Origin of the sequence: Nocardia sp. CC213A, from assembly GCF_030766805.1 — a bacterium.
Classification (GTDB): Bacteria; Actinomycetota; Actinomycetes; order Mycobacteriales; family Mycobacteriaceae; genus Nocardia; species Nocardia otitidiscaviarum.
In genome coordinates, this window is the sequence record NZ_JASFXA010000022.1 from 40,283 (window position 1) to 67,257 (window position 26,975).

Below are 26,975 nucleotides of genomic sequence, written 5' to 3' on the forward strand. Positions count from 1 at the left end.
CGCTGAGCACTGCCTTTCTCAAGGCGCGGGCGACGGGGCTGTGTCGCCTCGCGGGTCCGTGTCCCGCCGCAGGGCGGCGAGGATTTCATCGCACCAGTCGACGAACCCCTCCTCGACGCGGATGCCGCCGCGCAGGACGAGGTACTGGTGCAGGGCCGTCCCGGAGAGTCGATCCGGTGCGGAGAAGTCCTTCTTCTCGAAGGCGCGGTACAGCTCGAGTCGTTGGGCGTGCTGATCGCGCAGGCGGGTCACCTCGGTGCAGAGCGTGGGGATGTCGCCGTGTGAGGCGGCGCGCAGCTTCACGCCCAGCTCGTTGCGCATGGGTCCGATGTCGAGGGGTTCGGCGATCCAGCGGGTGAGTTCGGCTCGCCCGGCGTCGCTGACCGTGTACACCTTCTTGTCCGGTCGCCCGTCCTGTGCCACGGCCTCGGCGCTCACCCAGCCATGCTGTTCCATACGCTTGAGGACGCGGTAGATCTGCTGGTGGGTGGCGTTCCAGAAGAAGCCGATGGATTTGTCGAAGCGGCGCGCCAGTTCGTAGCCCGAACTGGCGCGCTCGGTCAGCGATACCAGCAACGCGTGTTCGAGGGCCATGCGCCGAGGATAACTGCGACGACTTGTACTATGCAACTCGGTGCATAGTGAGCCTGGGCACGGCCGCATGGCCGCCGCGTGCACGGTGGCGTGTTTCCCGCCGCCGTTTCCGATTCGTCGCATACCCTGCGCTGATGGCGGAGGTTTCGGGTCAGGCGACGGTCGGGCAGGCCAGTGGTCGCGGGCAGGTGGTCGCGTGGGGGCTGTGGGACTGGGGTTCGGCGGCGTTCAATGCCGTGATCCTCACCTTCGTATTCTCGGTGTACCTCACCGACAAGGTGGGCGAGAATCTGCCCGGTGACATCTCGGCGAGCGCCTGGCTGGGGTGGGCGCTGGGAGCGGCGGGTCTGGTGGTGGCCCTCACCGCGCCCGTGAGCGGCCAGTGGTTCGACGCCACCGCCAAACGCAAACTCTCCCTGGCGATTCTGACCGGGCTGACCGTGCTGAGCATGTCGCTCATGTTCTTCGTGCGCGACGACTACCACTACCTGTGGCTGGGTCTGGTGCTGCTGGCCTTCGGCTCGGCCTTCTTCGAACTCGCGAACGTCCCCTACAACGCCATGCTGCGCCAGGTCTCCACGCCCGCCACGGTGGGCCGCGTCTCCGGATTCGGCTGGGCCATGGGCTATTTCGGCGGCATCCTGCTGCTGCTCATCTGCTATTTCGGTTTCATCAGCGGTGACGGCGATTTCCGCGGCCTGTTCGGCGTCCCCACCGATACCGGCCTGAACATCCGGCTGGTGGCGGTGCTGGCGGCCGTCTGGTTCGCCGCCTTCGCCCTGCCGGTGCTGTTCCTGGTTCCGGAGCTGCCGCGCACCGACGCCGATCCCGGTGCGGCCGTGCGGGTTCGGACCGGCGGCAGGCTGACCGGCTGGTGGCGCGCCCTGCTCACCTCGTACCGGGTGCTGTGGCGAGACCTGCGTGAACTCTGGCGCGTCGACCGCCGCACGGTCGGTTTCCTGCTGGCCAGCGCGGTCTTCCGCGACGGCCTGGCGGGTGTCTTCACCTTCGGCGCGGTCCTGGCCGTGAACGTCTACGGCATCGCCGACGCCGACGTGCTGCTGTTCGGCATCGCCGCGAACGTGGTCGCCGCCCTCGGCGCCGTCGTCGCGGGCCGTTTCGACGACCGCGTCGGCCCCAAATCCGTCATCGTGGTGTCACTGGTGTCCATGATCATCTGCGGCACCGCGCTACTCGCGGTCTCCGGCCCCCTCATGTTCTGGATCTTCGGCCTCCTGCTCACCGTCTTCGTCGGCCCCGCCCAAGCCTCCGCCCGCTCCTTCCTGGCCCGCCTCGCCCCACCCGGCCGCGAAGGCCAGATGTTCGGCCTCTACACCACCACCGGCCGAGCCGTATCCTTCCTCGCCCCCACCCTTTTCGGCCTCTTCGCCTACGCCTTCGACGCCGACCGCGCGGGCATAGTCGGCCTGCTGCTGGTGCTGACGATCGGCCTGCTCGCCCTGCTGCCGGTGCGCGCCCCCGCGCTGCGCGCCGACTGACGGCTCACGGGCGCCAGGCGCTCATGCCGAGGGAGATCAGTCGGACCTGGCGGACGGCGGTGTCGATCAGGTGGGTGTGGTCGTGGGGGGCGGCGGTGATGTAGTCGGCTATGCGGGCGGCGACGGTGGAGACGATGAGGTCGGCGGCCAGTTCGAGGTCGTCGTGGGACCAGGCGTCGAGGGCGCGGATGCGGGAGAGGTCGACCACCAGTTCGCGGACTATGAGCTGTAGTTCGACGGAGATGGCGCCGCGCAGGGCCGCGGAACCGCCGTGGCGTTCGCGGAGCAGGAAGCCGTAGAGATCTTCCTTGCCGTCGACTTGCTCGAAGACGAAGCGGACGGTCTCGGCCAGGCGGGCGTCGGGGGTGCGGCGCAGTTCCCGCAGGGCCAGGCGGAGTTCGCGGACGCCCTGATCCACCAGGGTGGCGCCGAGTTCGTCGAGGGAGGTGAAGTGCCGGTAGAAGGCGGTCGGCACGATGCCCGCGGAGCGGGCGATCTCGCGCAGGCTCAGGGCGGCGAACCCGCGGTCGGCGGCGAGAGCGAGGGTGCCTTCGAGGAGCGCGGCGCGGGTGCGTTCCTTGCGTTCGACTCGGGTAGCTGCCTGCTCGCTCACGTCGATGAGCATACATGCGTTCACATTCAGTTCCTTCACGAGATGTCGCGTGGGTCACACGAACTGCTGGTTGCACTCGAGGCCGGGTACTCGGCAGACTAGTTCAGTGTACAGATGTGCACCGAAAAGCTGGCGAGCTAGTGCTCCCGGTGCACCGCAAGATCGACGGGGCGCGCCGAGGCGAACTCGGCGACGCGACAGGAGGCCCGCATGGTTGGACTGCTCGAACTGGTGCAGACGCTCACCAGCCCGCACCCGCTGGACCGCTACCTCGAGCTGGTGCGCCCGACCTTGACTGTGCGCGATATGCGCGCCGAGATCACCCACGTGCGCCGTCATCCGGGGCCGGGCAGCGCGGAGGGCTCGGTGACCCTGACCCTGCGCCCCACCCGGCAGTGGACCGGACACCTGGCGGGGCAGTACGTGCAGATCGGCGTGGTCATCGACGGCGTGCGCCACACCCGCTGCTACTCGCCGGTGAATACGCAGAGCCGCCGCGACCGGCATATCGAACTCACCGTCAAGGCCCACCCGAACGGCCTCGTCTCCCAGTACCTCAACGCGCACGCCATCCCCGGCATGGTGGTGGACCTGTCCCCGGCGGCGGGAGTGTTCCATCTGCCCGACCCGCGCCCGGACCGCATCGTGCTCATCAGCGGTGGCAGCGGCATCACCCCCGTGCTGTCCATGCTGCGCACCCTGGCGGCCGAGAGCTACGCCGGCCAGGTCGTCTTCCTGCATTACAACCGTGCTCCGGAAATGGTGCCGCACCGCGCCGAACTCGACGCCATCGCCATGCAGCACGGCAATGTGCGCATCGAGCTGCTGTATCCGGAACGCGATCCGGGGCACCGCTTCTCCTACGACCAGCTGGAGGAGTTCGCCCCCTGGTTCGCCGACGCCGAGACCTACCTGTGCGGCCCGCCCGCGCTCATGAACGCGGTGCGCACCGTCTACGAGGCCGAGCAACTGGCCGACCACCTGCACAGCGAGGAGTTCACGCTAACGGTGGCCCCGGCCGATCCGGAGACCGCCGAGGGCGAGGTCACCTTCTCCGGCAGCGGCGTCACCGCCGCCAATTCCGGCGCGACCCTGCTCGAGCAGGCCGAGGCCGCCGGACTCACGCCCGAATACGGCTGCCGCATGGGGATCTGCTTCTCCTGCACGGCGGTCAAGACCAGCGGGTGCACCCGCAATCTGCGCACCGGGGAGCTCGACAGCGACCCGGATCAGCCCATCCAGCTCTGCATCAACGCCCCGGTCGGGGACGTTGACATCGCCATCTGAAAAGGAGGGTTCATCATGGCGATTCTGACCGAAACCACCGCGGGACCCCTGGTCCTGTCCGCCGAGCAGGTCGAGGAGATCGGCCGCGAACTCGACGAGTTGCGCGCCCGTGTCGTCGCCGACCTGGGCGAGCGCGACCGCGAATACATCTACACGATCATCAAAGCGCAGCGCGGCTTCGAGATCGCCGGGCGCGGCCTGATGTACCTGGGCTTCCTGCCGCCGTTCTGGCTGGCGGGCGTGGCCGCCCTGGGCGTGTCCAAGATCCTCGACAATATGGAGATCGGCCACAACGTCATGCACGGCCAGTACGACTGGATGCGTGAACCGGGCCTGAACTCGCGGGTGTTCGAGTGGGATACGGTCTGCCCCGCCGACCAGTGGAAGCACTCGCACAACTACATGCACCACACTTTCACCAATATCCACGACATGGACCGGGATATCGGGTACGGCATCCTTCGTATCGACGAGGGCCAGAAGTGGAACCCCTACTACCTGGGCAACCCCATTTACGCGTTCTGGCTGATGGTGCTGTTCGAGTGGGGCGTCATGCTGCACGACCTCGAGGCCGAGAACATCGTGCAGGGTAAGCGCAAGTGGTCGGATATCAAGCCGCTGCTGATCGGACAGTGGCGCAAGTCCGGGCGGCAGGTGCTCAAGGACTACATCGTGTTCCCGGCGCTGACCGGGCCGCTGTTCCTGTCCACGCTGGCGGGCAACGCGGCCGCCAATCTGATCCGCAACGTCTGGGCCTTCTCGATCATCTTCTGCGGGCACTTCCCCTCCGGCGTACAGACGTTCACCAAGGAGGAGACCGCTGAGGAGACGCGCGGTGAGTGGTACGTCCGGCAGATGCTGGGTTCGGCCAATATCACCGGCGGCAAGCTGTTCCACATCATGTCGGGCAACCTGTCGCACCAGATCGAGCACCACCTGTTCCCGGATCTGCCCGCCAACCGCTACCCGGAGATCGCGCCCCAGGTCCGCGCGCTGTGCGAGAAGTACGGCCTGCCGTACAACGCCGGTCGGCTCGGCAAGCAGATCGGCTCGGTGTGGGCGAAGCTGTTCAAGCTGGCACTGCCGGACTTCCTCGTCAAGAAGTCGCCGCAGCCGGGTGTTATCGTCATGCGGCGGGGGAAGCCGAGCGAAGTGGGCGTTTAGATGATCGGAAAATTCGAGAGCAACAAGGATCTGATCCAGGAATTGACGTCGTCGGGCGCGAAGCACGTCGGCAATATCGCGAACATCATCACCGGCACCGTGGCCGAGGTGACCCGCGAGATCGGCGACTGGATCACCGACGCCATCGAGATGCGTGAGGCCGCCGCGGCCGCCGCCCGGGACGCCGAGGCACAGCGTGCCGCGGAGGGTGATGCGGCGGGCAGCGTCGATGGTCTCGACGATGACGCGGATATTGCTGCGCCGCAAGATGTTTCGCCCAAGCGTTCCCCTTCCGGGGACGTCATCGACGCCGAGGTCGTGGTCGAACCTCGCCAGTACTGACCGTCATTACGCCGGGCAATCGGGGTCCTGTCGGCGCGGGGGTGGCAGCCGGATGCCCCCACGCCGACCGGTGGTGGGCGGGCCGCCGCGGCCGGTTCACCGAGGCCGAGCCGGGGTGCGTCCCGGTGCACCGCCCGGCGACGCGCCGCGTCCCCGGACCCTGCGGCCGATCATCCGCGCAGGTCACCACACGGGCAGCCGACGCCGGTGCTCGGCCACGTCGGTGATCAGATCCCGGTAGCCGTCGGCCAGCTCGGCCAGGCGGTACCAAAGTAGATGTGTTTCCCGGTCGACGCCGCGCCTGCCATTGCGCCGCGCGGCGTCGTCGCCGTTCTTGGCGATGTGTTCCCGGCCGGTGCCAGTGCCTCGTGCGGAATCGTCGGCACCGCCGCGTGGGCCGTCGCCGGTGTGGACCGGTGGCCCGTCACCTCGATGGGGTCCGATGCGTGGGCGGGGGCGGCCGTCGGCCGTGGGGGGCCGGGCGGAACTGCTGGGCATGCCCAAAGCCTGTTGTGCCGCAACCCATTTCGCCGCCATTCGATCGATGACCGCGCCCAGGGTCTCGGTGTGCAGCGAGGCTCCGCTGCGATGCGCGATATTGGCGGCCACCCAGGTGTCGATGCGTTCGACGAGTTCCGAGCGGCGGGCGTCGATGTTCTCCACGACCTGGCTGCAGTGCGCGACGCGGCGCGGGGTGGCCCCGCTGGCGTGCGCGGACTGCTGCGCCTGGTGTCGGCGTTCGTGGCATTGCACCAGCTCATGGGCGGCGTCGAGGACGTCGCGGTCCGGGCGGTCGGTGGCGACCGGTTCGCGGAAGGCCCGCAGGAGGGTGGCCGGTGCGGGTAGTCGCGCCCCGGACATCGGCAGTTCTTCCCCGAAAACCGCTGCGCCGTAGTCGGTTGTCATACTTCCACCCTCGACTGTCTGTGGTGTTGGATGCGCCAGGGCCGAGGGGGTTTCGGGGAGGGGCTCCCCTCGGCTCCGGCGCAGCCCCGTATGCCGGAACGCACAGCCCACCACTCAAACGACACGGTGAAGAAACCGGGAAATCCGCGACGATGCGATGAGAAGACTGTCCGAAATACGGGACATATCCAGGTTGGCGCGACTGTCGGAGACGCGCAACCAGTGGGCGTGCGATTCGCCGAAGCTGCCGGGGAATCGTTATACACCATTACAGGACGGTCACACACGGGGTGCGGTTCGAGGCGATTCGACACCTGAGCGCCCGGCTTGCCGGCGCGGGTGCACCCGCGCGCCGGGACCGTCGGCGCATGCGACCCGGTGATCGTCAGGCGCATCGATGGCAATCCGCAGGGCGTGGCGACCGGGCCGGACGGGTTCGCGGGGATAGCCTCGATATTCGTGCCAGCATACGTGTCCTCACCGGAGCTGACCTTCGGTTTCATGTTCGCACTGGAAGACCCGGAGCGAATCGCGGAAGTGGTGCGCACGCTCATGGTTCGCCGGACCGTGTCGGTGTTCCGGCTCGCGCACCTGTCCACCGACAACGGCCCGCCGGAGCGCTACGTCGTCAACTGGGCCGCCATCCCGCAGATCTCCATCACCACCGCCGCACCCGAACCGGACGAGTTGCGTACCTCGGCGACGATGCTGGTCAACGCCTTCCTGGGGGAGGACGGCGAGGTGAGTCTGTATTCGGCCGGGGCGCAGCCTCCGCGATAGGCGCGCACCGGCTTTCGTTACGGTGACACTACCCACAACGGGACTCAGCGATCTCTCAGCTACCGGCCAGTGCGCTGTAAGTCTGCGTCGGCAGTGTGGTCACGTCCACGACGGGAAATCCTCGCCGGGGGCGCCATACGACAGAGAGGTTGATTCCATGATCCCGGTTATCATCGACACCGGTAGCGCCGCCCTGAACGGTCTGTTCAGCACCGGTTCGGCCGCGCTGCACGGCATTCTGAGCACCCTCTGGACGGGTTCCTTCGGCGGCTGATACCGCCCGCGAAGGGTTTTCGGGCTACCGCCCCGGATGCGAGCGCATCCGGGGCGGTCTTCGTGTGGGCGGTGTTCATCCCGCCAGCGCGGGCGCGCGGCGGCGCAGCAGGACCTGCTCCAGCAGCGCGACCAGCACCGCCTGCACCGATTTCCGGTCGCGCGCATCGCAATCCATGAGATGGATGGCCGGATCGATTTCCAGCGCCTCGCGTACCTCGTCGAGTTCGAACCGCTGCCCGGCGTCGAATCGGTTGACCGCCACCACGAATGGGGTGCGCCGCCGTTCGAAGAAGTCGAGCACCGGATAGCAGTCCTCGATCCGGTCGGTGTCCACCAGCACGACGCCGCCCAGGGCGCCGTCGAGCAGATCGTCCCAGAGGAATTCGAAGCGCTCCTGGCCGGGCGTGCCGAACAGGTACAGCACCAAGGATCGGTCCAGGGTGAGGCGGCCGAAGTCGAGCGCCACCGTGGTGGTGGTCTTGCCGGTGTCGCGGCCGGGAGTGTCCACGCCCACCGAGACCTCGGTCATGGCGGCCTCGGTGGCCAGCGGCTCGATCTCGGAGATGGCCCCGATGAAGGTGGTCTTGCCGACCCCGAAACCGCCGCTCACGACGATCTTCACGGAGGAGGCCAGGGCGGGTGCGGCGGTGACGTGCTCAGAGTGCCCGGACAAGGTCCCGGATCCTTTCGATGGCGGCGGTGGACAGTTCATCGGCCCCGTTGACCGATACGTGGCCCGCGCTCACCAGATCGCTGACCAGCACGCGGGCGACGCCGACCGGAACCCGCAGGGCCGCGCCGATTTCGGCGATGGAGTGGGTGTGCTGACACAGCCGCACCACGCGTTCGAGTTCGAAGCGCAGCGGGGCGGACAGCGCGGCGGGGGTGGCGCGAACCAGGGTCTCCAGGCGCAGACCGTCCATCAGCGGGGTGGTGCGGCCCGAGGTCACCATGAACGGTCGCACCACGAGTTCGTCGGCGGGGTCGGGGCGGAGTTGGCTGTCGCGCGGGGCGGTGGTGGGCCGAGCCCAGCCCGCGGGCTGGTTCAGCGTGATCATGCGGGGGTCCGGGAGCCGTTGCCGATCGTTCATCGCGACAGCGACTCTCTCAGTTCGGTGATGAGCGCCGGGGTGAGCAGCGCTCCGGCGCGGTCGGCCAGCACCGCCATCTGGTAGCCGACCAGTCCGACATCGCAGGTGTTGTCGGCGATGACGCCGACGCTGCTGCCGTCGGCCATGGCGGAGACGAGCAGGAAGCCCCGGCCCATCTCGATCATGATGAGCCGGAGCCCGTCGAAATCGTAACTGCGGGAGGCGCTTCGGCTCAGACTGGTGAGTCCGGAGACAATGGCGGCGAGCCGGTCGGCGCCGGTGCGGTCCAGTCCGGCCGACATGGCCATGAGCAGTCCGTCCGAGGACACCGCGACGGCGTCGCGCACCCCGTCGGTGGTGCGGACGAAGTCGGCGAGCAGCCAGTTGAAGGTGTGCGGATCGGTCTCGGTGTAGTGGGTGGTCACCTGCGGTCCTCCTGGGTGTTCGACGCGCCGCGCTGATGCCCGGCACGAAATCCGGCGAGGATGCCGCGCACCTCGTCGGGGGAGCGTTGTGCGAGCGCGGCGCTGGGCTGCCGAGTCGGCGCGGGGTGCCCGCTCTCCGCCGCACCGGTGTGCCCCCGAGCCTTCCGGTTCCGCTTGACGAGCCCGTTTCGAGTGCGTTGCACCTCCGTGCCGTTCGCTTCGTCCGCAATCCGAGAAGCGTTGCCCGGCAGGGGGTTCGTCACCTCCACTGCCGGGGACGGGCCCGCTGTCCGATCGGTCGGTGCGTGGTCGAGTGGGAACGACTGCCGCTCGCAGGTGGCCGCGCCGTCGGAGTCCCGTGTCACGCTGATCGCTTGGGGCGCAGTGTCTTTCGCCGTCAGTGCGGATTGCTCCGCGCGCTGGTCCACCACCAGGTCCGGTGGCAGCAGCAGTCGCGCCACCACGCCGCTGACCGGCGAGATGGTGAGCTCCACCTGCACACCGAGGCGACGGGCGAGGCGGCCGACCACGTAGTGGCCGAGGAAGCGGGTGGGGGCGACCAAGAAGTCGGCCTCGCCGCGCAGGCGGGCATTGGCGATGGCGAGCTGGTCCGGCGGCATGCCGACGCCGTGGTCGACGATGGCGATCAGGTAGCGCTGGCCGGTCCGCCGCCCGTAGATCTCCACCTCCAGATCCGGTGGGGAGAAGGACAATCCGTTCTCGATGAGTTCGGCGAGCATATGCGCCACCTCGCTGACCGCCGAGCCGACGACGGCGATCTCGTCCACCCGCCGCAGCATCACCCGGCGGTAGTCGTCCACCTCGGACGCCCCGGCCCGGATCACATCGCTGAGCGGAATGGGCTCCGACCAGCGCCGCGGGCTGGCCTCCCCGACCAGTACGAGCAGGCTTTCGGCATTGCGGCGCATGCGCGTGGCCAGATGGTCGAGTTCGAACAGATTGGACAGTGCGGTGGGATCCAGTTCCGCCCGCTCGAATTCACTGATCAGCCCGAGCTGGCGGCGCACCAGATTCTGATTGCGCCGTCCCAGGTTCGCCAGGGATTCGGTCGTATTGCGCCGCAGCAGCGCCTGTTCCGAGGCCAGGTCGAAGGCGGTGGTCTGGACGCGGTCGAGAGCCTGTGCCACCGAGACGATTTCCTCGCCCGCCCCGGCACTGACCCGTACCGGTGGCGGCGGCGCGGGGTCCGCGTCCGCGTCCCGGTGCCAGGCCGCGATGAGTTCCGGCAGCCGGTGACCCGCCACGTCGTCGGCTTCCGACGCCAGTCGCGCCAGCGGCCGCACAATGGAGCGCACGGTCGCCACCACCAGCGCCACCAGTGCCAGCACGGCCAGCAGCGCCGCGAGCACGTACCCGCCGAGCAGCAGCGCGGCCCGGTCCCGCAGCGTGTCGGCGCGAGCGCGGATATCGGCTCCGACCGACTGCTGCACCTCGTGTTCGAGGTCGACGACGGCCGTCATCTGCCGCCACCAGTCGGCGGTGCTCACCGGTTCCAGCAGCGGTCCCGCGGTGGACGCGATAGCGACGGCCTCGGCAGCGCCGGCACCGACCGCGTCCTCGGAACGCATGGCGGCGATGAGCAGGGCGCGCTGCTCGGGAGTGGCGTCGCGGTCGAAGGCGGTGATCGCGGCCTGTTTGGCGGCCCGGATATCGAGGAACCGCACGTATTCGCCCGGTTCGAAGCCGCCCGCGGCGAAGACGCCGTGCAGGAACCCGCGCTCCTGTCCGGTGTATTCCTTGGCGTCGCCGAGTGCGTACAGCGCCTGGAGGCCGTGCCACAAGTCGGTTTCCCCGGCCTTGTCGAGTCCGGGCCGGGCCCGGTTCAGTGCGGTGATGGCACCGGTGTAGAACTGGAAGGAGGCCGAGCGGTCGATGCGGCGGGCGTCGACGTCGGCGCGGTTGGCGCTCAATCCGGCCACGTGCGTGAGTGCCGAACGCACCTGGTCGGTACCGGCGGGCTGCGCGGCCACGGCGCGTTCGAGCGCCAGCAGGGCGTTATCGGTGGCGGCGCGCTGCTGCTCCACCACCGGCCGCAGCGAATCGTCGCCGCCCTGAAGTCCATTGGTGAGGCCGCGCTCGCGCTGCGCCTCGTGGACCAGATCCTGGACCGCCAGGGCGAGGGTGACCGCCCGTACGGTCGACCCGGTGTCGCGGTAGGCCGCGACCTCCCGGGAGATGATGATCGCGAGCAGTCCGAGCACCATCGCCACCGAGACCAGCAGGATGCGCCGCAGCCGGGCGCGGATCGTGCGCGGGCGTACCAATGCCGTTGCCAGCGCGCGCTTCCCGCTACCGTTCGGCAGCAATGCCGTAGGTCGGAATAACACCATTCGACTCCTGCTCGATCGGTTACCGTGTCGAGGACGGCATGTCACATGCGCACACGATCCTGCTCGCGCGGGATGTGGAGTTCGGGTCCGGCGGGAAACAACGAGATGTCCATCGGCTCACCGCCGTGTCGGCGGTACGCGAGAGCCGCGGCGGTCCGGCCGGTCGCCGCGGGCGGTATCGCGGAATTGTTACGAACCGAGCGGTTTCGCGCTGGATTCGTAGATGCGCCGCACCACATCCTCGATATCGGGTTCCTCCAGCGACAGGTCACGCACCTGGGTGCGGGCCGAGATGGCGGCCAGCAGCTCCGCGGCCGTGGTGCGCTCGGAGTCGAACGCGAACCGCTGCCGCAGCCCCGCGCCCTCGCTGTCGAGCAGTTTCGCGCCCGGCAGGTCGGTGAGTTCGGCGCAGGGCTCGATCAGGTCCACGGTCAGCACCCGCTGCGCCCCGACGGTGGCGGCCAGTCCGGTCAGCGAGCCGTCGTAGACGAGACGGCCGCGGTCGACCACCAGGACGCGCTCGCACAGTCGCTCGATATCGCCCATATCGTGGGTGGTGAGCAGCAGCGTGGTGCCGCGCCGGGTGCGTTCGTAGCGCAGGAATTCGCGCAAACGCTGTTTGGACAGCACATCCAGGCCGATGGTCGGCTCGTCGAGAATGACCAGCTCGGGCGAGTGCAGCAGGGCCGCGGCGACTTCCGCGCGCATGCGTTGCCCTAGGGAGAGCTGCCGTACCGGAGTGTCCAGGGTCTCGGCCATCTCCAGCTGCTCCACGAGTTCGTCCAGGCGTCGCCGCGCCGCCGACTCGGGCAGCCGGTGGATGGCCGCGAGAATCGAGAAGGATTCGCGCAGCGGCAGATCCCACCACAGCTGGGAGCGCTGCCCGAACACCACCCCGATCCGGGCGGCCAGTTCCCGCCGCTGCCGGACCGGATCGAGCCCGCAGGTGCGCACCGTCCCGGACGAGGGCACCAGAATGCCGGTGATCATCTTGATGGTGGTCGACTTCCCGGCTCCGTTCGCGCCGATATAGCCGACCGCGGCGCCCGGTTCGACGCGAAAGCTCATGGCGTCCACCGCCGTCAGCTCCTCGCGTCGTCGCCGCCAGCGTCCCTGGCGGCGGTGCAGGACGAAAGTCCTGGTCAGTTCCTCGATATCGATGATCTGTCCGGTCATCCGCCGCCTCCCTGGTAGTGCCTGGTCCCCAGCCGCCACAGTCCCAGCGCCGCCGCCCACACCCAGATCGCCGCCAGCGGCGCGCCCCAGGCCAGCCAGGACGGCAGCATGGGCGGGCCGGGGAGCTCCAGCAGTGCGATGGTCGGCAGATAGGAGGTGAAGGCCACGGGCACCAGGAATCCGAAGATGAGTTTCATCGGTGTGGGGAACACCGAGGTCGGTTGCATCGAGGCGTAGGAACCGCCGTAGGTGAAGGAGTTGGTGAGCTCCGCGCCGTCGATCAGATAGAACTGGAGCCCCGCCGCGCAGACGAACAAACCCGCGAAGATCGCGATCCCGGACAGCAGGGTCAGGGCGAACAACGCGAGATGCGATGGGGTCCAGTCGATGTCGTTGTGGGCTATGCCGAGGCCGAGGATCGTCACCGCCACCGCGAGGCGGGCGATGCGGCGCAGCGCGATATCGCTGGTGGCCAATTGCAGCAGCAGCGGCTGCGGGCGCAGATAGAAGGCGTCCAGCTGTCCCATGCGGATGTAGTTCGGCAGCGTGTCGAGATGTCCCACCAGCATGTCCGCCACCGTGAAGGCGGTATTGCTCAGGCCGAACAGCAGCAGCATGGCGGTGAGGTCGAGCCCGCCGAGCCGCGGCACGTTGGCGAAGATCACGTACATCTCCGCGAATTCGACGAGGCCGATGAGGAGCGCGCTGCACAGGTCCAGCCCGAACGACAGCGGGTAGGCGCGTTGCGCGCGCAGCCGGGATGCGAGCACGGCCCGATAGGGGGCCAGCCGCGAGGGCGCCTCACCCACCCTGCACCTCCAGCTTGCGCTGTCCGGCGCGCAGCACCAGCTGCCCGGCGGCCAGCAGCGCGAACAGCCAGCAGAGCTGCGCTCCGACCAGTCCCACCGCGTGCCAGCCGACGGTGCGCCCGGAGAGCACGTCGATGGGCCATTGCAGCATGGACGGGAACGGCGTGCAGTAGGCCAGGATGCGCAGCCACTCCGGGAACAGGTGGACCGGTGCGAAGAGTCCGGCCAGGAAGGTGCCGAGGATCATGTGCAGCGTCCGCAGTCCGCGCGTCTCGACCACCCAGAATCCGGCCAGGCATACGGTGAACAGCGACAGGAAGGATACGGCGATGGCCAGGACCAGGCTGATCGCGCCGAGCAGGTAGGGCCCCGGCGTGGCGGGCACGGCGAGTCCGAAGGTGAGCGCGCCGATGAGCACGCTGGGCAGCCCGCGCGGCAGCAGGGTGTAGACGGCGCGTCCGCAGTATTCCGCCAGGTGCGCCAGCTGGATGTCGATGGGTCGCAGGAAGTCGATGGCCACATCGCCGGACTTGATGCGCTCCACGATATTCGGCACGCCCCAGAATGCGATGGCGCCCAGCAGTCCCTGTGACAGCCAGGTGTAGGCGCCGATGGTGCCCTGGTCGTAGCCGCCGAATTCACTGCCGCTGTTTACGGCGGTCATCAGCACGGCGGCGCGGACGAAGCCGAAGACCACATTGGTGATCAGGCCCGCGACCATGGCCGATCGGTAATAGGACTGTCGGCGGAATCCCGCTCGGACCAGCTGCCAGTAGATCCCTACGTCAGCACGCACAAGATGTCGACAGTATGGTGGCCGCGCCGCTGGCGCAAAGGATTTATTCCGGCCACCCCGCCGGGATTCGGCGAAAACGGTCCGGTCCGCCACCTCGCAGTGATAGAAACAGTCACGTTTCACTTTGCCGCACTGCGAGGACGCCCATGACCACCGCCGAGACGACCGTGTTCGAGACGCTCGAATCAAATGTGCGCGGCTACTGCCGGTGCTGGCCGACGGTCTTCGCGACCGCCCGGGGCGCCTGGCTGACCGATGAGAGCGGCAAGGACTACCTCGACTTCTTCGCCGGGGCGGGCGCGCTCAACTACGGGCACAACAATCCGATCCTGAAGCAGGCGCTCATCGACTACCTGCTCGCGGACGGGATCACGCACAGCCTCGACATGTCCACCGCGGCCAAGCGGGGACTGCTGGAAGCCCTGCGCGAGGTGGTCCTCGACCCGCGCGAGCTGGACTACAAGGTGCAGTTCCCGGGCCCGACCGGAGCCAATGCGGTGGAGGCGGCGCTCAAACTGGCCCGCAAGATCACCGGCCGCGGCACCGTCCTGAACTTCACCAATGCCTTCCACGGCATGACCCTGGGCGCGCTCGCGGTGACCGGCAATGCCGCCAAGCGAGCGGGCGCGGGCGTGCCGCTGGTGCACGCCACCCCCATGCCCTACGACGGCTACCTCGGTGCGGCAGACGATTTCGCCTGGATGCGCCGCGCGCTCGACGACTCGTCCTCGGGCCTGGACCGCCCCGCCGCGGTCATCGTGGAAACCGTGCAGGGCGAGGGCGGGGTGAACGTGGCGCGCCCCGAATGGCTGCGCCAGTTGGCCGACCTGTGCTCCGATCGCGGCATCCTGCTCATCGTCGACGATGTGCAGATGGGTTGCGGGCGTACCGGACCGTTCTTCTCCTTCGAGGTCGCGGGTATCACTCCCGATATCGTGACGCTCTCGAAATCCATTGGCGGATACGGACTTCCCATGGCGCTGGTGCTCATGAAACGAGAGCTCGACCAGTGGACGCCCGGCGAGCACAACGGCACTTTCCGCGGTAACAACGCCGCCTTCGTGACGGGTGCCGCGGCGCTGCGGCACTACTGGTCCGACGGCGCGCTGGAAGCCGCGACCCTGGCCAAGGGGGAGCGGGTGCGCGCCGGGCTCACCGCCCTGGCCGCGCATTTCGACGGCGTGTCCACGCGCGGCCGCGGCCTCGTGCACGGGCTGGTCTTCGCGGAAGCCTCCGAGGCCGCCAAGGTCAGCCAGATCGCCTTCGAGATGGGACTGCTGGTGGAGACTTCCGGATCCGAGGACGAAGTGGTGAAATTGCTCCCACCGCTGACGATTACGGACGAGGAGCTCGACCACGGCCTGGACCTGCTGGGCCGGGCGCTGGACACCGTGCGCCACGCCCACTGACCCCGCGCCATCCGGCGCGTAGACGTCGGCCCACCGCCCACACCGGTGTGTCGACAGGGGGCCGGGCTCCCAGCTGCGGAGGGAGCCCGGCTTCACCCTGTGCCGAGCCGATCGCATGCGCGTCACCGTCGACGCGTGCGCCACCGGGCTCAGCGCCGGAATTCCTCGACCGGCTCGAATTCGGCCGCGCGGTCCCCGACCTCGTTGCGGTACCACTGCTCCCGCCGGTGGCGCTGCACGCGGTCGGCGACGGCATCCAGTCCGGGGATGGTGCGCCGCAGGGTTTCCGCGCCGAAGATGAGCGGGGCCTGGACGATGGGGTGCAGCACCCAGGGGAAGCGGCGCGGCATGGAGTGGCGCGCGTAGGTGGACGGCAGCAGCCAGACGCCCGTGTAGCCGATCTGCATCCGATAGTTGATCTCGTCGCGTAGTCGTTTGCGCCACGGCGTACCGGGTTTCGGTTCGAAGGCGGGCAGATACGACTCCACCAGTTCCGCGCCGTCCACGCCCGCGGTGTGTGCGCGTTTGACGAAGGCCGCGAACATGAGCCGCACCGATTCCCGGAAGTCCCGCGGGTACCACGGCGGCTGCACACCGAGCAGATGTCCCACGTATCGCCAGAAGTGCAGTGTCGCTTCGATTTCGCGCACCGTGGTCTGGTGTCCGATGCTCCACAGCGCCAGACCGGGCACCACGCTGCCGCCCATCAGGGTCAGCGTCGCGTCACCCACGCTGATCGGCACGCCCCAGGCGTCGTAGTCCCATTCCGGTCGGGCCATGAGCTTGCGGCGGATGAATACGTGCATGATCCGGACCCGCATGGCGGTCTGCCGTCCCCGAGCGCCGGGGTCGAGCCCGCCGGGTTCGGATACGTCGATCCAGAATCGCACGGTCTCGAGCTGCCGCTTGTGCGCCCGGTCGCCCGCGTAGCCGCCGGTGTAGGACAGCGGTTTGGCGATGGAGCTCTCCGAATACATCTCCAGTGTGCTGGTGGTGGCGAAGCTGAATACCGAAGTGCCCCACCGTCGGAACACCCGCGCGCCCTGGGCGACCAGTTCCGGGTCCAGCCAGTCCGGCGGCGTCTCGAACTCCTCGAACAGCCGGATGAGGGAGGGCGGTGCGTCGGGCACCGAATCCACGCCGTACTCCAGGGCGCGGTCGAGCATGGCCCGGCCCGCCTTCGGGCCGGGCTCACCCAGGTACACCTCGTCCACGAACGCCTCGGCCACCGGGTCGGCCTGGTAATACGCCTCCCCGAAGGCGCGCACCAGGTCCTCCGCGGGTTGCGGGTCGAATCGGAAGACGGTGCGGAACATGCGGCGCGCCTGCTGCACCCGAGGATCGGCGAGCCGGTCCCAGTAGCGGAATTCGGTGGGGATCTTGCCTGCCGCGGCGGTATCGAGCGTCGCGGGCACCTTCTCGCGGACCATGTCAGCAGCGTAAAATGAGCTGATGCTCAGGTTCTACTCACTTTTCACGCCGAACCGGTTCCATGGCTGAAACCGGCAATCACCGGCGTAAACGTCCGACGCAGGAGCGGGCCCGGGAGTCCCGCGAGCGCATCGTCGCGACCGCGGCTCGACTTTTCGCCGAACGCGGTATCGCCGACACCTCCACCAATCGGATCGCCGCCGGCGCCAATATGAGCATCGGCACGCTCTACCGCTACTTCACCGACAAACACGAGATCGTGGAGGTGCTGCGGGCCCGGCTGCTCGCGGAACTGGAGGAGCGGTTCACCGCGGCCGTACTCGACGGCATGGGTCTGTCCCCACGGGATTCGGTGGCCACCAGCCTGCGCGCCATCGTCGCGGTGCTGGCCGAGCGGGAGCCACTGGTGCGCGCGCTCACCGCCGACGCGACGGTGGACGGCGCGGGCTTCGGCGGCCTGGAACGCCGCCTGCTGCTGCTCACCCGCGCCTACCTGCTCCAGCAGCTGGGGCCGCTGCCCGAGCACGATCTGGACGTCCGCGCCTTCGTCATGGCCAATGCGGGCCTGGCCGCGGCCCTGCGCATCGGCCTGAAACCGCCGCCGGAGCTCGACCGCGACCGGCTCATCGACGAGACCGCGGAGATGATCGGCGGCTGGGTCAGCCGTTCCTGATCCGTTGCACAGGCGCTTCACCCGAATCGGGTGAAGGGGCGAAGGTGCGGCGGGGTGAGAATGGGAGGCCATGAACGGCGAACTCGATCGGTTGTCGACGCGCGTCTCGCGCCGCACCGCCCTCGGGCTGGCCGCCGCGGCCGGTATCACCCTGGCCGCCTGCGGACGTTCCGACGATGGCACGGGTGCGACGTCGACCGACGCCGCCGATCTTCGGGGAATCGCCGCCGACGCCTACGTCTTCGGCTACCCGCTGGTGCTCATGGACGCCACCCGCGCCGCGTTCGAGGCCATCGTCCCGACGAATCGCTTCCTGCACGCCGACAGCCTGCCCACCCCGGCCCGTCGCGATCTGGTGCGCGTCAATATCGACACGCTGTACTCCATCTCCTGGCTGGATCTGGCCGCGGGGCCGATCGTGCTGCGGGTGCCCGCGGTGGAATCGGGCCGGTTCTGGGTGATGCAGTTCCTGGACGCCTGGACCAATACCGTGCACAGTCCGGGCAGCATCCGGCCGCGGGTGGGACCCGACGCGCCCGGACCGCCCTATACGTACGTGGTCACCGGACCGGGGTGGGCGGGAGACCTGCCCGACGACGCCGTACGCCTGGAGATGCCGACGCCCATGGTGTGGCTGATCGGCCGCATCCAGGTCGACGGCGTCGCGGACGTGCCCGCGGTGCGGGCCCGTCAACGCGAGTTGGTGCTGGTGCCACTCGGTGACTGGCTGGCCGGGCGGCCCGCCCCCGAGGGAACGGTCAAACCCGTCGAGACCACGACCCCGCCCGCCTTCCGGGTCGGCAGCATGGATGCGAACAGCTTCTTCACCCGCCTGTGCGCGCTCATGGCCGTGAATCCGCCCGCGCCGGAGGACGCACCCGCCCTGGCGCGTTTCGCGCGGATCGGCATCCGGCCCGGGGGAGCGGTCACCGGGATCTCCGCCGCCGACCTCGCCGCGGGGGTGGCCACCGCCCGGCGGCAGCTCCCGACCTACACCGATCCGGATACCACGGTCGCCAACGGCTGGGAGTACTCCACCGAACTCGGCGACTACGGCACCGACTACCGGTTGCGCGCCCGGGTGGCCCAGCAGGGGCTGGGCGCGAATCTGCCCGAGCATGCGATCTATCCGAATCTGGACGGGCTGGCCGACACCGACGGCACGCCCAACCGCTACCGGCTGCGCTTCCCGCCGGACCAGATCCCGCCCGTGGACGCCTTCTGGTCGATCACCGCCTACGACGGCGACGGCTTCCTGATCCCGCATCCCTCGGGCGTGCACTCGGTCGGCCATCATATTCCGCCGGTGCCGAATCCGGACGGGTCGCTGGAGATCGCGGTTCAGTACGAGCATCCCGGATCCGCTGTCCCGCCGGGCAATTGGCTGCCCATTCCGGACGCGGGGCCGTTCTCGCTGACCATGCGCCTGTACGCGCCGCAACCGAGTGTGCTGCGCGGCGAGTGGCGGCCGCCCGCCCTGGAACCCGCGCCGTGACCGGTCAGTTGGTCTGGATGCCCGTGGCGATCTTCACCACGACCTGATCCGGCGTGACCTCCTGCACGGAGACGTTCATGCCGTCCGCGGGCTGCGTCTCCCCGGCCGGCACCGACACCTCCTGTCCGGCCACCTTCAACGTCACCAGATTGCCGTTCACGGCAACGAGTTCCGCCTCCACCCCCAGCACGCTGGCCTTGGCGTTCACACCCCGGTCGAAGGTGATGGTGCAGCCGCTGACCTGGCACTCGGTCTTGGATCCGGGGCCCTCCGAGGTGCAGGCGGCCACGCCGAGCGGGGTCAACACGACACAGGCGGACAGGGCGATCAGACGTCGAATGCGCACGCGGTCAGTGTAGAGCGAAACCTCGCCTCCCCGGGGCGGGAGCCGCCACCCGGGTGGCCCGGAATCCGCCACCGGGGCGATAGGGTTGCCCGGAGTTGACCGCCCGCCGAGCCGTCGTGGAGGAGTGCGCCGATGCCGAAGGGATCCCGCCGGGCGTACCGCACCGGCCTGTCGCGCGCGGTGATCGTCGATGCCGCACTGGCATTGACGGCCGAGCGCGGGCTGGACGGCTGGAGTATGCGGGAGCTGACCGGCCGGTTGGACACCTCGCTCTCGGTGATCTACCACCATGTCGGCGACCGGGGCAAGGTGTGCGCCGCGGTGGTGGACCGCGTGTACGCGGACATGGGCTTGACCTTCGACGATACCGATTGGCGCGCAGGGCTGTACGCGGAGCTGTCGGCCATGATCGATCAGCTGTCGCGGTATCCGGGGGTGGCCGCCTGGCTGCTGCGCAACGGTCCGCAGACCGAGGGGTTGCTGCCCATGGTCGACGCGGGGCTGACCCGCATGATCGAGGCGGGCTGGGGCGAGGAGGCGGCCCCGGCGTACACCGTCGCCTTCAACACCTGCCTCGGGTTGATCTCCATCGGTGACCAACGCGAGGACGAGGGATTCGGCCTCGCTGGGCTGGAGCGGTTGCTCGCCGCGCATCCGTCGACCGGGGTGGAGCGGATGCGGCGCATGATGGCGGGGTTCGTCACGGCTCCCGAGGGCGTGGCGGCGGCGCGGCGGGAGTACTGCCGCTACGCGCTGGATCGCGTGCTGGACGGGTTGGAAGCGCGCCTGCGACAGATCGTCGAGGCCGGTTAGCCGCGCTGTGCCGGCGATCGCTTGTCATTGTCGGGATGCTCGGTACACTCCAAATTAGAACAGTGATCTAATTTGTGGAGGGGTCATGAGTACCGCGGTGCTGGAACCGGTGACGTCCGAGGAGACCCCGCCACCGCGCGAGCGCGGCGGCCTGGCAGTCGTGCTGGGGCCGGTGCGGCACCGGCTCGCCGGGGCCGCCGCCCTGCAGCTGGTGGGCACCCTCGCCGGACTCGCGCCCTATATCGCCGTGGTCGAGATCGCGCGCGAACTGCTCGCCGGGACGGCGGTGGACCGTGCCGCGGTCTGGGGATGGGTGGCCGTCGCGGTCGCCGGTTTCGTGGTCCGAACCCTCTGTGCGGCAGCGGCTTACACCATCAGCCATATCGCCGACGCCGATGTGGGGCTGGAGATCCGTCGCCGGATGGCCGCGCGGTTGAGCCGAGTTCCGCTGGGCTGGTTCACCGCTCGCAGTTCCGGTCGGGTGAAGCGGGTGCTGTCCGATGATGTGGCGTCGGTGCATCATGTCGTGGCGCACGCGCTCAACGATCTGGTGGCCGGGATCGTGACACCGATCGTGGCGCTGGGCTACCTGTTCGTCCTGGACTGGCGGCTGGCGCTGGTCTGCCTGGTGCCGCTGCTGCTCTGGTTCGGCATCCAGTTGTGGATGATGCGGGACGAGAACGGCGCCATGGACCGCTGGACCGCCGAACTCGACCGGGTCAATGCCGCCGTCGTCGAATTCGTGGACGGCATCGCGGTGGTGAAGGCGTTCGGTCAGGCCGGACGCGCGCAGGACCGCTATCGGCGCGCCGCCGACGAGATGGCGCGCTCGCTCAGCGCCTGGTCCGGCCCGATGAACCGGATGGAAGCGCTGTCCTCCACGCTGATCTCGCCGCCGGTCCTGCTGCTGGCCGCGCTCGGCGGCGGGGTCTGGCTGGACGTCGAACCGGTCGAACTCATTGCCTTCGTCATGCTGGCGGTCGGGCTCGGCGGGCCGGTGCTGGCGCTCGGTTTCGGGGCGCTGGCCCTCCAGGTCGCGAAGGACGCCGCCGGACGCATCGCGGATCTGCTCGCCACCGCGGAACTCGGCAACGTCGAGCATCCGCGGCCGCCGCATGGTGCGCGAGTCGAATTCGACCGGGTGCGTTTCTCCTACGACGGCGGCTCCACCGTGCTCGACGGCGTCGACCTGGTGCTGGAGCCCGGCACGGTCACCGCTCTGGTGGGCGCGTCCGGGTCCGGCAAATCGACGTTGGCGCGCCTGCTGCCGCGGTTCTGGGATGTGGATTCCGGCGCCGTGCGGATCGGCGGCGTCGATGTGCGCGAGATCGCCGAGGACACGCTGTACCGGCAGGTGGGCTTCGTTTTCCAGGAAACCTCGTTGTTGCGCACCAGCATTCGTGACAATATCGCCCTCGGACGACCCGACGCCGACCGCGCCGATATCGAGGCCGCGGCCCGCGCCGCCCAGATCCATGACCGCGTCGCGGCCCTGCCGCGCGGCTACGACAGCGTCATCGGCGTGGACGCGCACCTGTCCGGTGGCGAGGCGCAGCGGATCTCCATCGCCCGCGCACTGCTGGCCGACACCCCGGTGCTGGTGCTCGACGAGGCGACCGCCTTCGCCGACCCGGAATCGGAGGCCGCGGTGCAGGACGCCCTGTCGCGCTTGGTTTCCGGTCGCACGTTGCTGGTGATCGCCCACCGGCTGCACACCATTCGCGGTGCCGATCGCATTGTCGTGCTCTCACACGGCCGCGTGGTCGAAGCGGGCCGCCACCGCGAACTGCTCGCCGCGGGCGGCGCGTACGCCCGCATGTGGCACGCCCAGACTCGTGATCGGGAGGAATCACTGTGATCCGCAAGCTTTTCCGCATCGTCGACCCGGGCGATCGGCCGCGGTTCACGCGGTGGCTCGGCCTGATCGTCACCTTCTCGGTACTTCAGGGACTCTGTGTCCTGCTGGTGGTTCCGGTGCTGCGGGCGATGCTCGACGGCGATCGGAGCGCCGCACTGCCCTGGCTCGCGGCCTTGGGCGTGACCACCGTCGCCACCTGCGTGGTCTTCTACGCGCAGGCCCGGCAGGGGCAGCGGGTCGCCGACGCGCTGCTGTTCGGCATGCACCACCGCATCGGCGACCATCTGGCGCGACTTCCATTGGGCTGGTACGGAACCGACCGTATCGGCCGCCTGACGCACTCGCTCTCCCAGGGCACGACCAATATCGTCAGCGTGCCCGCGCACCTCATGCAGCCGGTGATCGCCGCTGCGGTGACGCCCGCCGTGGTGGCCGTGGGGATGGTGGTGTTCGAGTGGCGGCTCGCGGTCGCGCTGGTCGTCGCGGGCCTGATCCTGCTGTTCACCCACGAGCGGGCGCAGACCGCGATGGCGCGGAGTTTCGGCGATATCGACCACGCGGCCGTCGAATCGGCCGGGCGGGTGGTGGAATTCGCGCAGAACCAGCCGGTGCTGCGGGCCTTCGGGCGCGGGGGAGCGGGCAACCGTCTGCTCGACGACGCGCTCGCGGGGCAGCGGCGGGCCTACGGTGCCCTGAATCGCCGTGCGGTCGGGTCGCTGCTCACCTTCTCGGTCGCGGTGCAGGCCGCGTTCCTCGCGCTCATGAGTATCGGTGTGGCGCTGGCCCTGGGCGGTTCGCTCGATGCCGCCGAACTCGTCGCCCTGCTCGTCCTCGTCACCAGGTTCACCGGGCCGCTCATCGAGATCGTGGATCACGCCGCGGCGCTGCGCATGGCGGCCGAGGACATCGACCGGCTCGACGAGGTGCTGGCCGTGCCGCCGCTGCCGGAAGGAACGGTGCGGCAACCGGTCTCGCCCGGCACGGTGGAGTTCGGCCAGGTCGCCTTCCGCTACGACGACCGCCCGGTGCTGCGGAATGTGAGCTTCACGGCCCGCCCCGGCACCCTGACCGCCATCGTCGGCCCCTCGGGCTCCGGCAAGACCACGCTGCTGCGCCTGGCCGCTCGCTTCTGGGATGTGGACGCGGGTACCGTGCGCATCGGTGGCGTCGATGTGCGTGAGCTGACCACCGAGGCGCTGATGGGTCAGTTGGCCATGGTCTTCCAGGACGTCTACCTGTTCGACGACACCATCGAGGCCAATATCCGCCTCGGCCGCCCCGACGCCACCGTCGAAGAAGTCCATGCGGCCGCCCGCGCCGCCCACGTGGACGAGATCGTGGAACGCCTCCCCGACGGCTGGCGAACCCGGGTCGGCGAGGGCGGCGTCAGCCTCTCCGGCGGTGAGCGCCAACGGGTTTCGATCGCCCGCGCCCTGATCAAGCAATCCCCGATCGTCCTCCTGGACGAGGCCACCGCCGCCCTGGACCCCGACAACGAGGCCGCCGTCGCCGCCGCTCTGCGCACCCTGGCCCGAGACCGCACCGTCCTGGTGGTGGCCCACCGCCTGCACACCATCGCCAGCGCGGACCAGATCCTGGTCCTGGACGAGGGCGGCATCGCCCAGCGGGGCACCCACGCCGACCTGCTCGCCGTCCCCGGCCGCTACCGCGACTTCTGGCGCGAACGGGAACGGGCACAGGGCTGGCGACTGACGCCACGAACGGGCTTGCACTCTCCTGCGGGGAGTGCTAAATAATATCTATGTCAGCAGACACAAGTTATCTAATCCACTTCGAATGAGATTGGAGTGAGTTGGAGTGGCGACCATGCTGATGCGCGCGGATCCGTTCCGCGATCTGGACCGGTGGGCGCAGCAGGTGTTCGGCACCGCGGCGCGTCCGGCGGTGATGCCGATGGACGCCTGGCGTGACGGCGACGAGTTCCTGGTGGAGTTGGATCTGCCCGGCATCGACCCGGACTCCCTGGATCTGGATGTCGAACGCAATGTGGTGACGGTGCGGGCCACCCGCCCGGAACTGGATTCGGACCGTTCGATGATCGCCGCGGAACGCTCCCGCGGCGTGTTCAGCCGACAGTTGTTCCTCGGTGAGAGCCTCGATACCGAGCGGATTCGCGCCGACTACCGAGATGGTGTGCTGCGCTTGGTCATTCCGATCGCCGAACAGGCCAAGCCCCGCAAGATCGAAGTCGCCCGCCCCGAGCGCGAGCGCCAGGCCATCGACGCCTGACCCACACCCGGCGACGGCCCCCGAGCTCGCGTCGTGCAGACGCCGAGATATCAGTCGCGCATGGAAGTGAGGTGGTGCCTGTCCATTCGAATCGCTCGACAGCCGTTTCGCGGCCGGCACGCGTCGTCACGCCTGCCTCCGGCACTCCGCGGACACCTTCGTGATCGGGTGATCCGCTGTGCACGGTCACCGTTGTGGCGCAGCAGGCGACCCGCGTCGGTCGCCGCGACACGGCAGATATCTTCCCTCGCGAACGCTTCGTTCGACTCCTCCGTAACGGGTGGGCCCGGTCATCATGCTTCCGGGCTCACCCGGCCTGTTTCCGCCCTCATGGTGGTGAGGAAGGCACGCTCGGCCGTGTTCTTCGTGCGCTCCAGGGCAGCGGCATATGCGCGTTCGGCGGCGGCGAGGCGTCCGAGCCGGTGCAGCAGCCTCGCGCGGATGGCGTGGTACAGATGGTATTCGGCGAGGTCGAGGGTATCGACGGCGGCGAGGCCCGCCTCCGGGCCGTGCACCTCGGCGACCGCCACCGCACGGTGGAGAGCCACGATCGGGCCGGGGGACAGCGCCGTGAGCTGGTCGTACAGGGCGAGGATTTGCCGCCAGTCGGTCTGTGCGGCCGCGGCGGCGTCCGTGTGCACCGCATTGATGGCGGCCTGAATCTGGTAGGGCCCGGGTTGATTGCGGCGCAGGCACTCTCGGACCAGCGCGTGACCCTCGGTGATCAGGTCGTGGTCCCAGCGGCCGCGATCCTGTTCCGGCAGCGGTACCACGCCCCCGTCGGCGTCGGTGCGCGCGGCGCGACGGGAGTCGGTGAGCAGCATGAGTGCCAGCAGTCCCCGGACTTCCGGCTCGTCGGGCATGAGTTCGGCGAGCAGTCGACCCAGGCGGATGGCCTCGGCGCACAGATCGGCGCGGACCAACCGGTCGCCGGAGGTGGCGTTATGGCCTTCGGTGAAGATGAGGTACAGGGTGGTCAGCACCGAGTCCAGCCGCGCGGGCAGGTCGGCGTCCGTCGGTACCCGATAGGGGATGCGGGCATCGCGGATCTTGCCCTTCGCACGGGAGATGCGCTGTGCCATGGTCGATTCCGATACCAGGAAGGCTCGGGCTATCTCGCCGGTGGTCAGACCGCCCAGCAGCCGCAGAGTGAGTGCGACCCGCGCGGCGGGTGCGAGTGCGGGATGGCAGCAGGTGAAGATGAGCCGGAGTCGATCGTCGCGGACCGCACCGGTCTCGGGTGGTTCGTTGCGGGCGTGCAGGAGGGCGGCCTCCGCGTAGCGGCTGTGTCGAGCCGCCTCGCGCCGCAGTCGATCCACGGCCCGATTGCGCGCGGTGGTGATGATCCAGCCGGGCGGGCTCGGCGGCAACCCCTCGGCAGGCCAGCGATCCACCGCCGTCGTGAAGGCGTCTTGCACCGCGTCTTCGGCGATATCGGCATCGCCGAACACGCGGATCAGACTGGCGACGGCGCGACCGTAGTGTTCGGCGAACACCCGCTCGATGGTCGCGGTATCGACGGTGGCGGAAGGCAAGTCAGCCGTCCTGTAGCGGTCGCACTTCGATCGGTAGCGTGATCACCGTGGCCATCCGCTCGGCCCACTCCAGCGCCTCGTCCAGGTCGGCGGCCCGGATGACGGTGAATCCGCCGATATGCTCCTTGCCCTCGGCATACGGGCCGTCGGTCACGAGTATCTCGGACCCGGACGGCCGCAAGACGGTGGCTGTGCTGGCGGGATGCAGGCCCGCGGCGAACACCCACATGCCTGCGGCCCGCATCTCGTCGTTCAGCGCGGCCAGATCACGCATGATCTCGTCGAGATTCTCCGGCGGTTCGGTGTCGTCGGGTTGATAGATGCTGAGCAGGTATTGCTTCGTCACGACTCCTCCGCCCGCCGGTAGGTGGCGATGATGACGCCGGTGGTGGTGGGCACGCTGTCGATCAGTCGCAGCGCACCGAGATCCACTTCCTCGAACAGCCGCCGCCCGGCCCCGACCACCAGCGGATGGATTTGCAGCAGATACTCGTCGATCATGCCCGACCGCATGAGCGAGCGCAGCAGTTCACCGCTGCCCAGGACGACGAGATCCAATTCCGGCCGTTGTGCGCGCAGTCGTCGCACCGCGTCCACCGCGTCACCCGTGAGCAGGGTGGAGTTCTGCCACGGCAGCGGTTCGGTCAGGGTGCGCGAGGCCACGAACTTCTCGGTCTTGTTCAGTACCTCGGTGAATGGATTGTCCTGTTGCTTCGGCCAGTACCCGTGGAAGTCCTGGTAGGTGCGTCGTCCGAGCAGCAGTGCGCCCCGATGGGCGGCCATGTGCTCACCCATGACCCGGCCCTGGACGGCGTCGTTGAAGCGGTGTGCCCAACCGCCGTGCCGAAATCCGTCGCGGGTGTCCTCGTCCGCGCGACCCGGTGCCTGCATGACCCCGTCCAGGGTGAGGCTGACGACCGCCACGATCTCGCCCATGTTCCGCTCCTCTCGATGTGCCCGGTCCGGTTCCGGGTTCATCACCTATACGAGTGGGGTTCACGGTTTTCGACAGTCGCGGACGATGTGATCGGTGACAATCTTCCTGCGGGTACGCGA

At 68.9% G+C, this 26,975-nt stretch carries 27 protein-coding genes; 12 read left to right on the plus strand and 15 right to left on the minus strand.

Features of this window, described 5'->3' with window-relative positions:
- Positions 1–18: 18 nt before the first annotated feature.
- Positions 19–594 (minus strand): PadR family transcriptional regulator, encoded by a 576-nt coding sequence (locus QJS31_RS30935; protein WP_306358366.1) that lies wholly within the window; start codon positions 592–594, stop codon positions 19–21.
- Positions 595–728: 134 nt separating this feature from the next.
- On the opposite strand from QJS31_RS30935, the gene QJS31_RS30940 reads away from it, so the two are divergent.
- On the plus strand, positions 729–2,093 hold the full coding sequence (locus QJS31_RS30940) for an MFS transporter (RefSeq protein WP_306358367.1): 1,365 nt from the start codon (positions 729–731) through the stop codon (positions 2,091–2,093).
- A gap of 4 nt (positions 2,094–2,097) precedes the next feature.
- On the opposite strand, the gene QJS31_RS30945 is transcribed toward QJS31_RS30940, so the two are convergent.
- Positions 2,098–2,718 (minus strand): TetR family transcriptional regulator, encoded by a 621-nt coding sequence (locus QJS31_RS30945; RefSeq protein ID WP_282776328.1) that lies wholly within the window; start codon positions 2,716–2,718, stop codon positions 2,098–2,100.
- 198 nt (positions 2,719–2,916) lie between these two features.
- On the opposite strand from QJS31_RS30945, the gene QJS31_RS30950 reads away from it, so the two are divergent.
- Genes QJS31_RS30950 through QJS31_RS30960 form a run of 3 tightly spaced genes read left to right on the plus strand, consistent with a single transcriptional unit; the run spans position 2,917 to position 5,499 of the window.
- Complete coding sequence (locus tag QJS31_RS30950; RefSeq protein WP_282776246.1) at positions 2,917–3,993, plus strand: ferredoxin reductase; 1,077 nt, start codon at positions 2,917–2,919, stop codon at positions 3,991–3,993.
- A gap of 15 nt (positions 3,994–4,008) precedes the next feature.
- Positions 4,009–5,157: an acyl-CoA desaturase gene (locus QJS31_RS30955; RefSeq protein WP_282776248.1), complete on the plus strand. Its 1,149-nt coding sequence runs from the start codon at positions 4,009–4,011 to the stop codon at positions 5,155–5,157.
- On the plus strand, positions 5,158–5,499 hold the full coding sequence (locus QJS31_RS30960; protein WP_282776250.1) for a hypothetical protein: 342 nt from the start codon (positions 5,158–5,160) through the stop codon (positions 5,497–5,499). It abuts the gene before it with no gap.
- Between the two features lie 183 nt (positions 5,500–5,682).
- On the opposite strand, the gene QJS31_RS30965 is transcribed toward QJS31_RS30960, so the two are convergent.
- Complete coding sequence (locus tag QJS31_RS30965) at positions 5,683–6,405, minus strand: DUF4254 domain-containing protein (RefSeq protein ID WP_282776251.1); 723 nt, start codon at positions 6,403–6,405, stop codon at positions 5,683–5,685.
- 459 nt (positions 6,406–6,864) lie between these two features.
- Here QJS31_RS30965 and QJS31_RS30970 point away from each other — a divergent pair, with 459 nt between their 5' ends.
- Positions 6,865–7,185, plus strand: a complete 321-nt coding sequence (locus QJS31_RS30970) for a hypothetical protein (protein WP_143984285.1) — start codon at positions 6,865–6,867, stop codon at positions 7,183–7,185.
- Between the two features lie 349 nt (positions 7,186–7,534).
- Here QJS31_RS30970 and QJS31_RS30975 read toward each other — a convergent pair whose 3' ends face one another.
- The 7 genes from QJS31_RS30975 to QJS31_RS31005 all read right to left on the minus strand — a co-directional run bounded on the left by QJS31_RS30975 (position 7,535) and on the right by QJS31_RS31005 (position 14,109).
- A complete protein-coding gene (locus QJS31_RS30975; protein ID WP_029926863.1) occupies positions 7,535–8,095 on the minus strand; it encodes an ATP/GTP-binding protein in 561 nt (186 codons plus the stop codon).
- 22 nt (positions 8,096–8,117) lie between these two features.
- The gene (locus tag QJS31_RS30980) at positions 8,118–8,552 is read right to left on the minus strand and encodes a DUF742 domain-containing protein (protein ID WP_282776253.1); all 435 of its coding nucleotides are present in this window, start codon (positions 8,550–8,552) and stop codon (positions 8,118–8,120) included.
- A complete protein-coding gene (locus tag QJS31_RS30985; RefSeq protein ID WP_039811017.1) occupies positions 8,549–8,977 on the minus strand; it encodes a roadblock/LC7 domain-containing protein in 429 nt (142 codons plus the stop codon). The genes QJS31_RS30980 and QJS31_RS30985 overlap by 4 nt, the downstream gene beginning before the upstream one ends.
- A complete protein-coding gene (locus tag QJS31_RS30990) occupies positions 8,974–11,328 on the minus strand; it encodes an ATP-binding protein (RefSeq protein ID WP_306358369.1) in 2,355 nt (784 codons plus the stop codon). Before QJS31_RS30990 ends, QJS31_RS30985 begins: the two co-directional genes overlap by 4 nt.
- Before the next feature lie 189 nt (positions 11,329–11,517).
- Positions 11,518–12,504 carry an ATP-binding cassette domain-containing protein gene (locus tag QJS31_RS30995; protein ID WP_282776258.1) on the minus strand — a complete coding sequence of 329 codons (987 nt, stop codon included), beginning with the start codon at positions 12,502–12,504 and terminating at the stop codon, positions 11,518–11,520.
- Positions 12,501–13,313, minus strand: coding sequence for an ABC transporter permease (locus QJS31_RS31000; protein WP_282776260.1), 813 nt, complete (start codon positions 13,311–13,313; stop codon positions 12,501–12,503). The genes QJS31_RS30995 and QJS31_RS31000 overlap by 4 nt, the downstream gene beginning before the upstream one ends.
- Positions 13,306–14,109, minus strand: a complete 804-nt coding sequence (locus QJS31_RS31005) for an ABC-2 family transporter protein (protein WP_282776263.1) — start codon at positions 14,107–14,109, stop codon at positions 13,306–13,308. Before QJS31_RS31005 ends, QJS31_RS31000 begins: the two co-directional genes overlap by 8 nt.
- Positions 14,110–14,255: 146 nt before the next feature.
- Here QJS31_RS31005 and ectB point away from each other — a divergent pair, with 146 nt between their 5' ends.
- A complete protein-coding gene (ectB, locus tag QJS31_RS31010; protein WP_306358370.1) occupies positions 14,256–15,518 on the plus strand; it encodes a diaminobutyrate--2-oxoglutarate transaminase in 1,263 nt (420 codons plus the stop codon).
- A 149-nt stretch (positions 15,519–15,667) separates the two neighbouring features.
- Here ectB and QJS31_RS31015 read toward each other — a convergent pair whose 3' ends face one another.
- Complete coding sequence (locus QJS31_RS31015; protein WP_282776267.1) at positions 15,668–16,948, minus strand: oxygenase MpaB family protein; 1,281 nt, start codon at positions 16,946–16,948, stop codon at positions 15,668–15,670.
- Between the two features lie 62 nt (positions 16,949–17,010).
- Here QJS31_RS31015 and QJS31_RS31020 point away from each other — a divergent pair, with 62 nt between their 5' ends.
- On the plus strand, positions 17,011–17,622 hold the full coding sequence (locus QJS31_RS31020; protein ID WP_282776269.1) for a TetR/AcrR family transcriptional regulator: 612 nt from the start codon (positions 17,011–17,013) through the stop codon (positions 17,620–17,622).
- Positions 17,623–17,692: 70 nt separating this feature from the next.
- Complete coding sequence (locus tag QJS31_RS31025; RefSeq protein WP_282776270.1) at positions 17,693–19,117, plus strand: DUF1254 domain-containing protein; 1,425 nt, start codon at positions 17,693–17,695, stop codon at positions 19,115–19,117.
- A 4-nt stretch (positions 19,118–19,121) separates the two neighbouring features.
- Here the strand turns inward: QJS31_RS31025 and QJS31_RS31030 are convergent, their stop codons facing one another.
- Positions 19,122–19,463: a hypothetical protein gene (locus QJS31_RS31030; RefSeq protein WP_282776271.1), complete on the minus strand. Its 342-nt coding sequence runs from the start codon at positions 19,461–19,463 to the stop codon at positions 19,122–19,124.
- Positions 19,464–19,595: 132 nt separating this feature from the next.
- Here QJS31_RS31030 and QJS31_RS31035 point away from each other — a divergent pair, with 132 nt between their 5' ends.
- From QJS31_RS31035 to QJS31_RS31050, 4 genes are all read left to right on the plus strand, one after another.
- The gene (locus tag QJS31_RS31035; protein WP_282776273.1) at positions 19,596–20,276 is read left to right on the plus strand and encodes a TetR/AcrR family transcriptional regulator; all 681 of its coding nucleotides are present in this window, start codon (positions 19,596–19,598) and stop codon (positions 20,274–20,276) included.
- A gap of 85 nt (positions 20,277–20,361) precedes the next feature.
- A complete protein-coding gene (locus tag QJS31_RS31040; protein WP_282776275.1) occupies positions 20,362–22,134 on the plus strand; it encodes an ABC transporter ATP-binding protein in 1,773 nt (590 codons plus the stop codon).
- Positions 22,131–23,891: an ABC transporter ATP-binding protein gene (locus QJS31_RS31045; protein WP_306358371.1), complete on the plus strand. Its 1,761-nt coding sequence runs from the start codon at positions 22,131–22,133 to the stop codon at positions 23,889–23,891. Before QJS31_RS31040 ends, QJS31_RS31045 begins: the two co-directional genes overlap by 4 nt.
- A 70-nt stretch (positions 23,892–23,961) precedes the next feature.
- Positions 23,962–24,384, plus strand: coding sequence for an Hsp20/alpha crystallin family protein (locus QJS31_RS31050; RefSeq protein WP_282776278.1), 423 nt, complete (start codon positions 23,962–23,964; stop codon positions 24,382–24,384).
- A 293-nt stretch (positions 24,385–24,677) separates the two neighbouring features.
- Here QJS31_RS31050 and QJS31_RS31055 read toward each other — a convergent pair whose 3' ends face one another.
- Genes QJS31_RS31055 through QJS31_RS31065 form a run of 3 tightly spaced genes read right to left on the minus strand, consistent with a single transcriptional unit; the run spans position 24,678 to position 26,855 of the window.
- Positions 24,678–25,919, minus strand: a complete 1,242-nt coding sequence (locus QJS31_RS31055; protein WP_282776281.1) for an RNA polymerase sigma factor — start codon at positions 25,917–25,919, stop codon at positions 24,678–24,680.
- A 1-nt stretch (position 25,920) separates the two neighbouring features.
- Positions 25,921–26,265 carry a YciI family protein gene (locus QJS31_RS31060; RefSeq protein ID WP_306358372.1) on the minus strand — a complete coding sequence of 115 codons (345 nt, stop codon included), beginning with the start codon at positions 26,263–26,265 and terminating at the stop codon, positions 25,921–25,923.
- Positions 26,262–26,855 (minus strand): dihydrofolate reductase family protein, encoded by a 594-nt coding sequence (locus QJS31_RS31065; protein ID WP_282776285.1) that lies wholly within the window; start codon positions 26,853–26,855, stop codon positions 26,262–26,264. The genes QJS31_RS31060 and QJS31_RS31065 overlap by 4 nt, the downstream gene beginning before the upstream one ends.
- Positions 26,856–26,975 lie beyond the last annotated feature (120 nt).

Excerpts from the sequence above, each read along its gene's own strand:
- QJS31_RS30935 (WP_306358366.1), bottom strand. The coding sequence starts at position 594 with ATGGCCCTCGAACACGCGTTGCTGGTATCGCTGACCGAGCGCGCCAGT.
- QJS31_RS30960 (WP_282776250.1), top strand. The coding sequence starts at position 5,158 with ATGATCGGAAAATTCGAGAGCAACAAGGATCTGATCCAGGAATTGACG.
- QJS31_RS30995 (WP_282776258.1), bottom strand. The coding sequence starts at position 12,504 with ATGACCGGACAGATCATCGATATCGAGGAACTGACCAGGACTTTCGTC.
- QJS31_RS31020 (WP_282776269.1), top strand. The coding sequence starts at position 17,011 with ATGGCTGAAACCGGCAATCACCGGCGTAAACGTCCGACGCAGGAGCGG.
- QJS31_RS30990 (WP_306358369.1), bottom strand. The coding sequence starts at position 11,328 with ATGGTGTTATTCCGACCTACGGCATTGCTGCCGAACGGTAGCGGGAAG.
- QJS31_RS31065 (WP_282776285.1), bottom strand. The coding sequence starts at position 26,855 with ATGGGCGAGATCGTGGCGGTCGTCAGCCTCACCCTGGACGGGGTCATG.
- QJS31_RS30965 (WP_282776251.1), bottom strand. The coding sequence starts at position 6,405 with ATGACAACCGACTACGGCGCAGCGGTTTTCGGGGAAGAACTGCCGATG.
- QJS31_RS30950 (WP_282776246.1), top strand. The coding sequence starts at position 2,917 with ATGGTTGGACTGCTCGAACTGGTGCAGACGCTCACCAGCCCGCACCCG.
- QJS31_RS31035 (WP_282776273.1), top strand. The coding sequence starts at position 19,596 with ATGCCGAAGGGATCCCGCCGGGCGTACCGCACCGGCCTGTCGCGCGCG.
- QJS31_RS30980 (WP_282776253.1), bottom strand. The coding sequence starts at position 8,552 with ATGAACGATCGGCAACGGCTCCCGGACCCCCGCATGATCACGCTGAAC.
- QJS31_RS30945 (WP_282776328.1), bottom strand. The coding sequence starts at position 2,718 with ATGCTCATCGACGTGAGCGAGCAGGCAGCTACCCGAGTCGAACGCAAG.
- QJS31_RS31040 (WP_282776275.1), top strand. The coding sequence starts at position 20,362 with ATGAGTACCGCGGTGCTGGAACCGGTGACGTCCGAGGAGACCCCGCCA.
- QJS31_RS30955 (WP_282776248.1), top strand. The coding sequence starts at position 4,009 with ATGGCGATTCTGACCGAAACCACCGCGGGACCCCTGGTCCTGTCCGCC.
- QJS31_RS31015 (WP_282776267.1), bottom strand. The coding sequence starts at position 16,948 with ATGGTCCGCGAGAAGGTGCCCGCGACGCTCGATACCGCCGCGGCAGGC.
- ectB (WP_306358370.1), top strand. The coding sequence starts at position 14,256 with ATGACCACCGCCGAGACGACCGTGTTCGAGACGCTCGAATCAAATGTG.
- QJS31_RS31025 (WP_282776270.1), top strand. The coding sequence starts at position 17,693 with ATGAACGGCGAACTCGATCGGTTGTCGACGCGCGTCTCGCGCCGCACC.
- QJS31_RS30940 (WP_306358367.1), top strand. The coding sequence starts at position 729 with ATGGCGGAGGTTTCGGGTCAGGCGACGGTCGGGCAGGCCAGTGGTCGC.
- QJS31_RS31050 (WP_282776278.1), top strand. The coding sequence starts at position 23,962 with ATGCTGATGCGCGCGGATCCGTTCCGCGATCTGGACCGGTGGGCGCAG.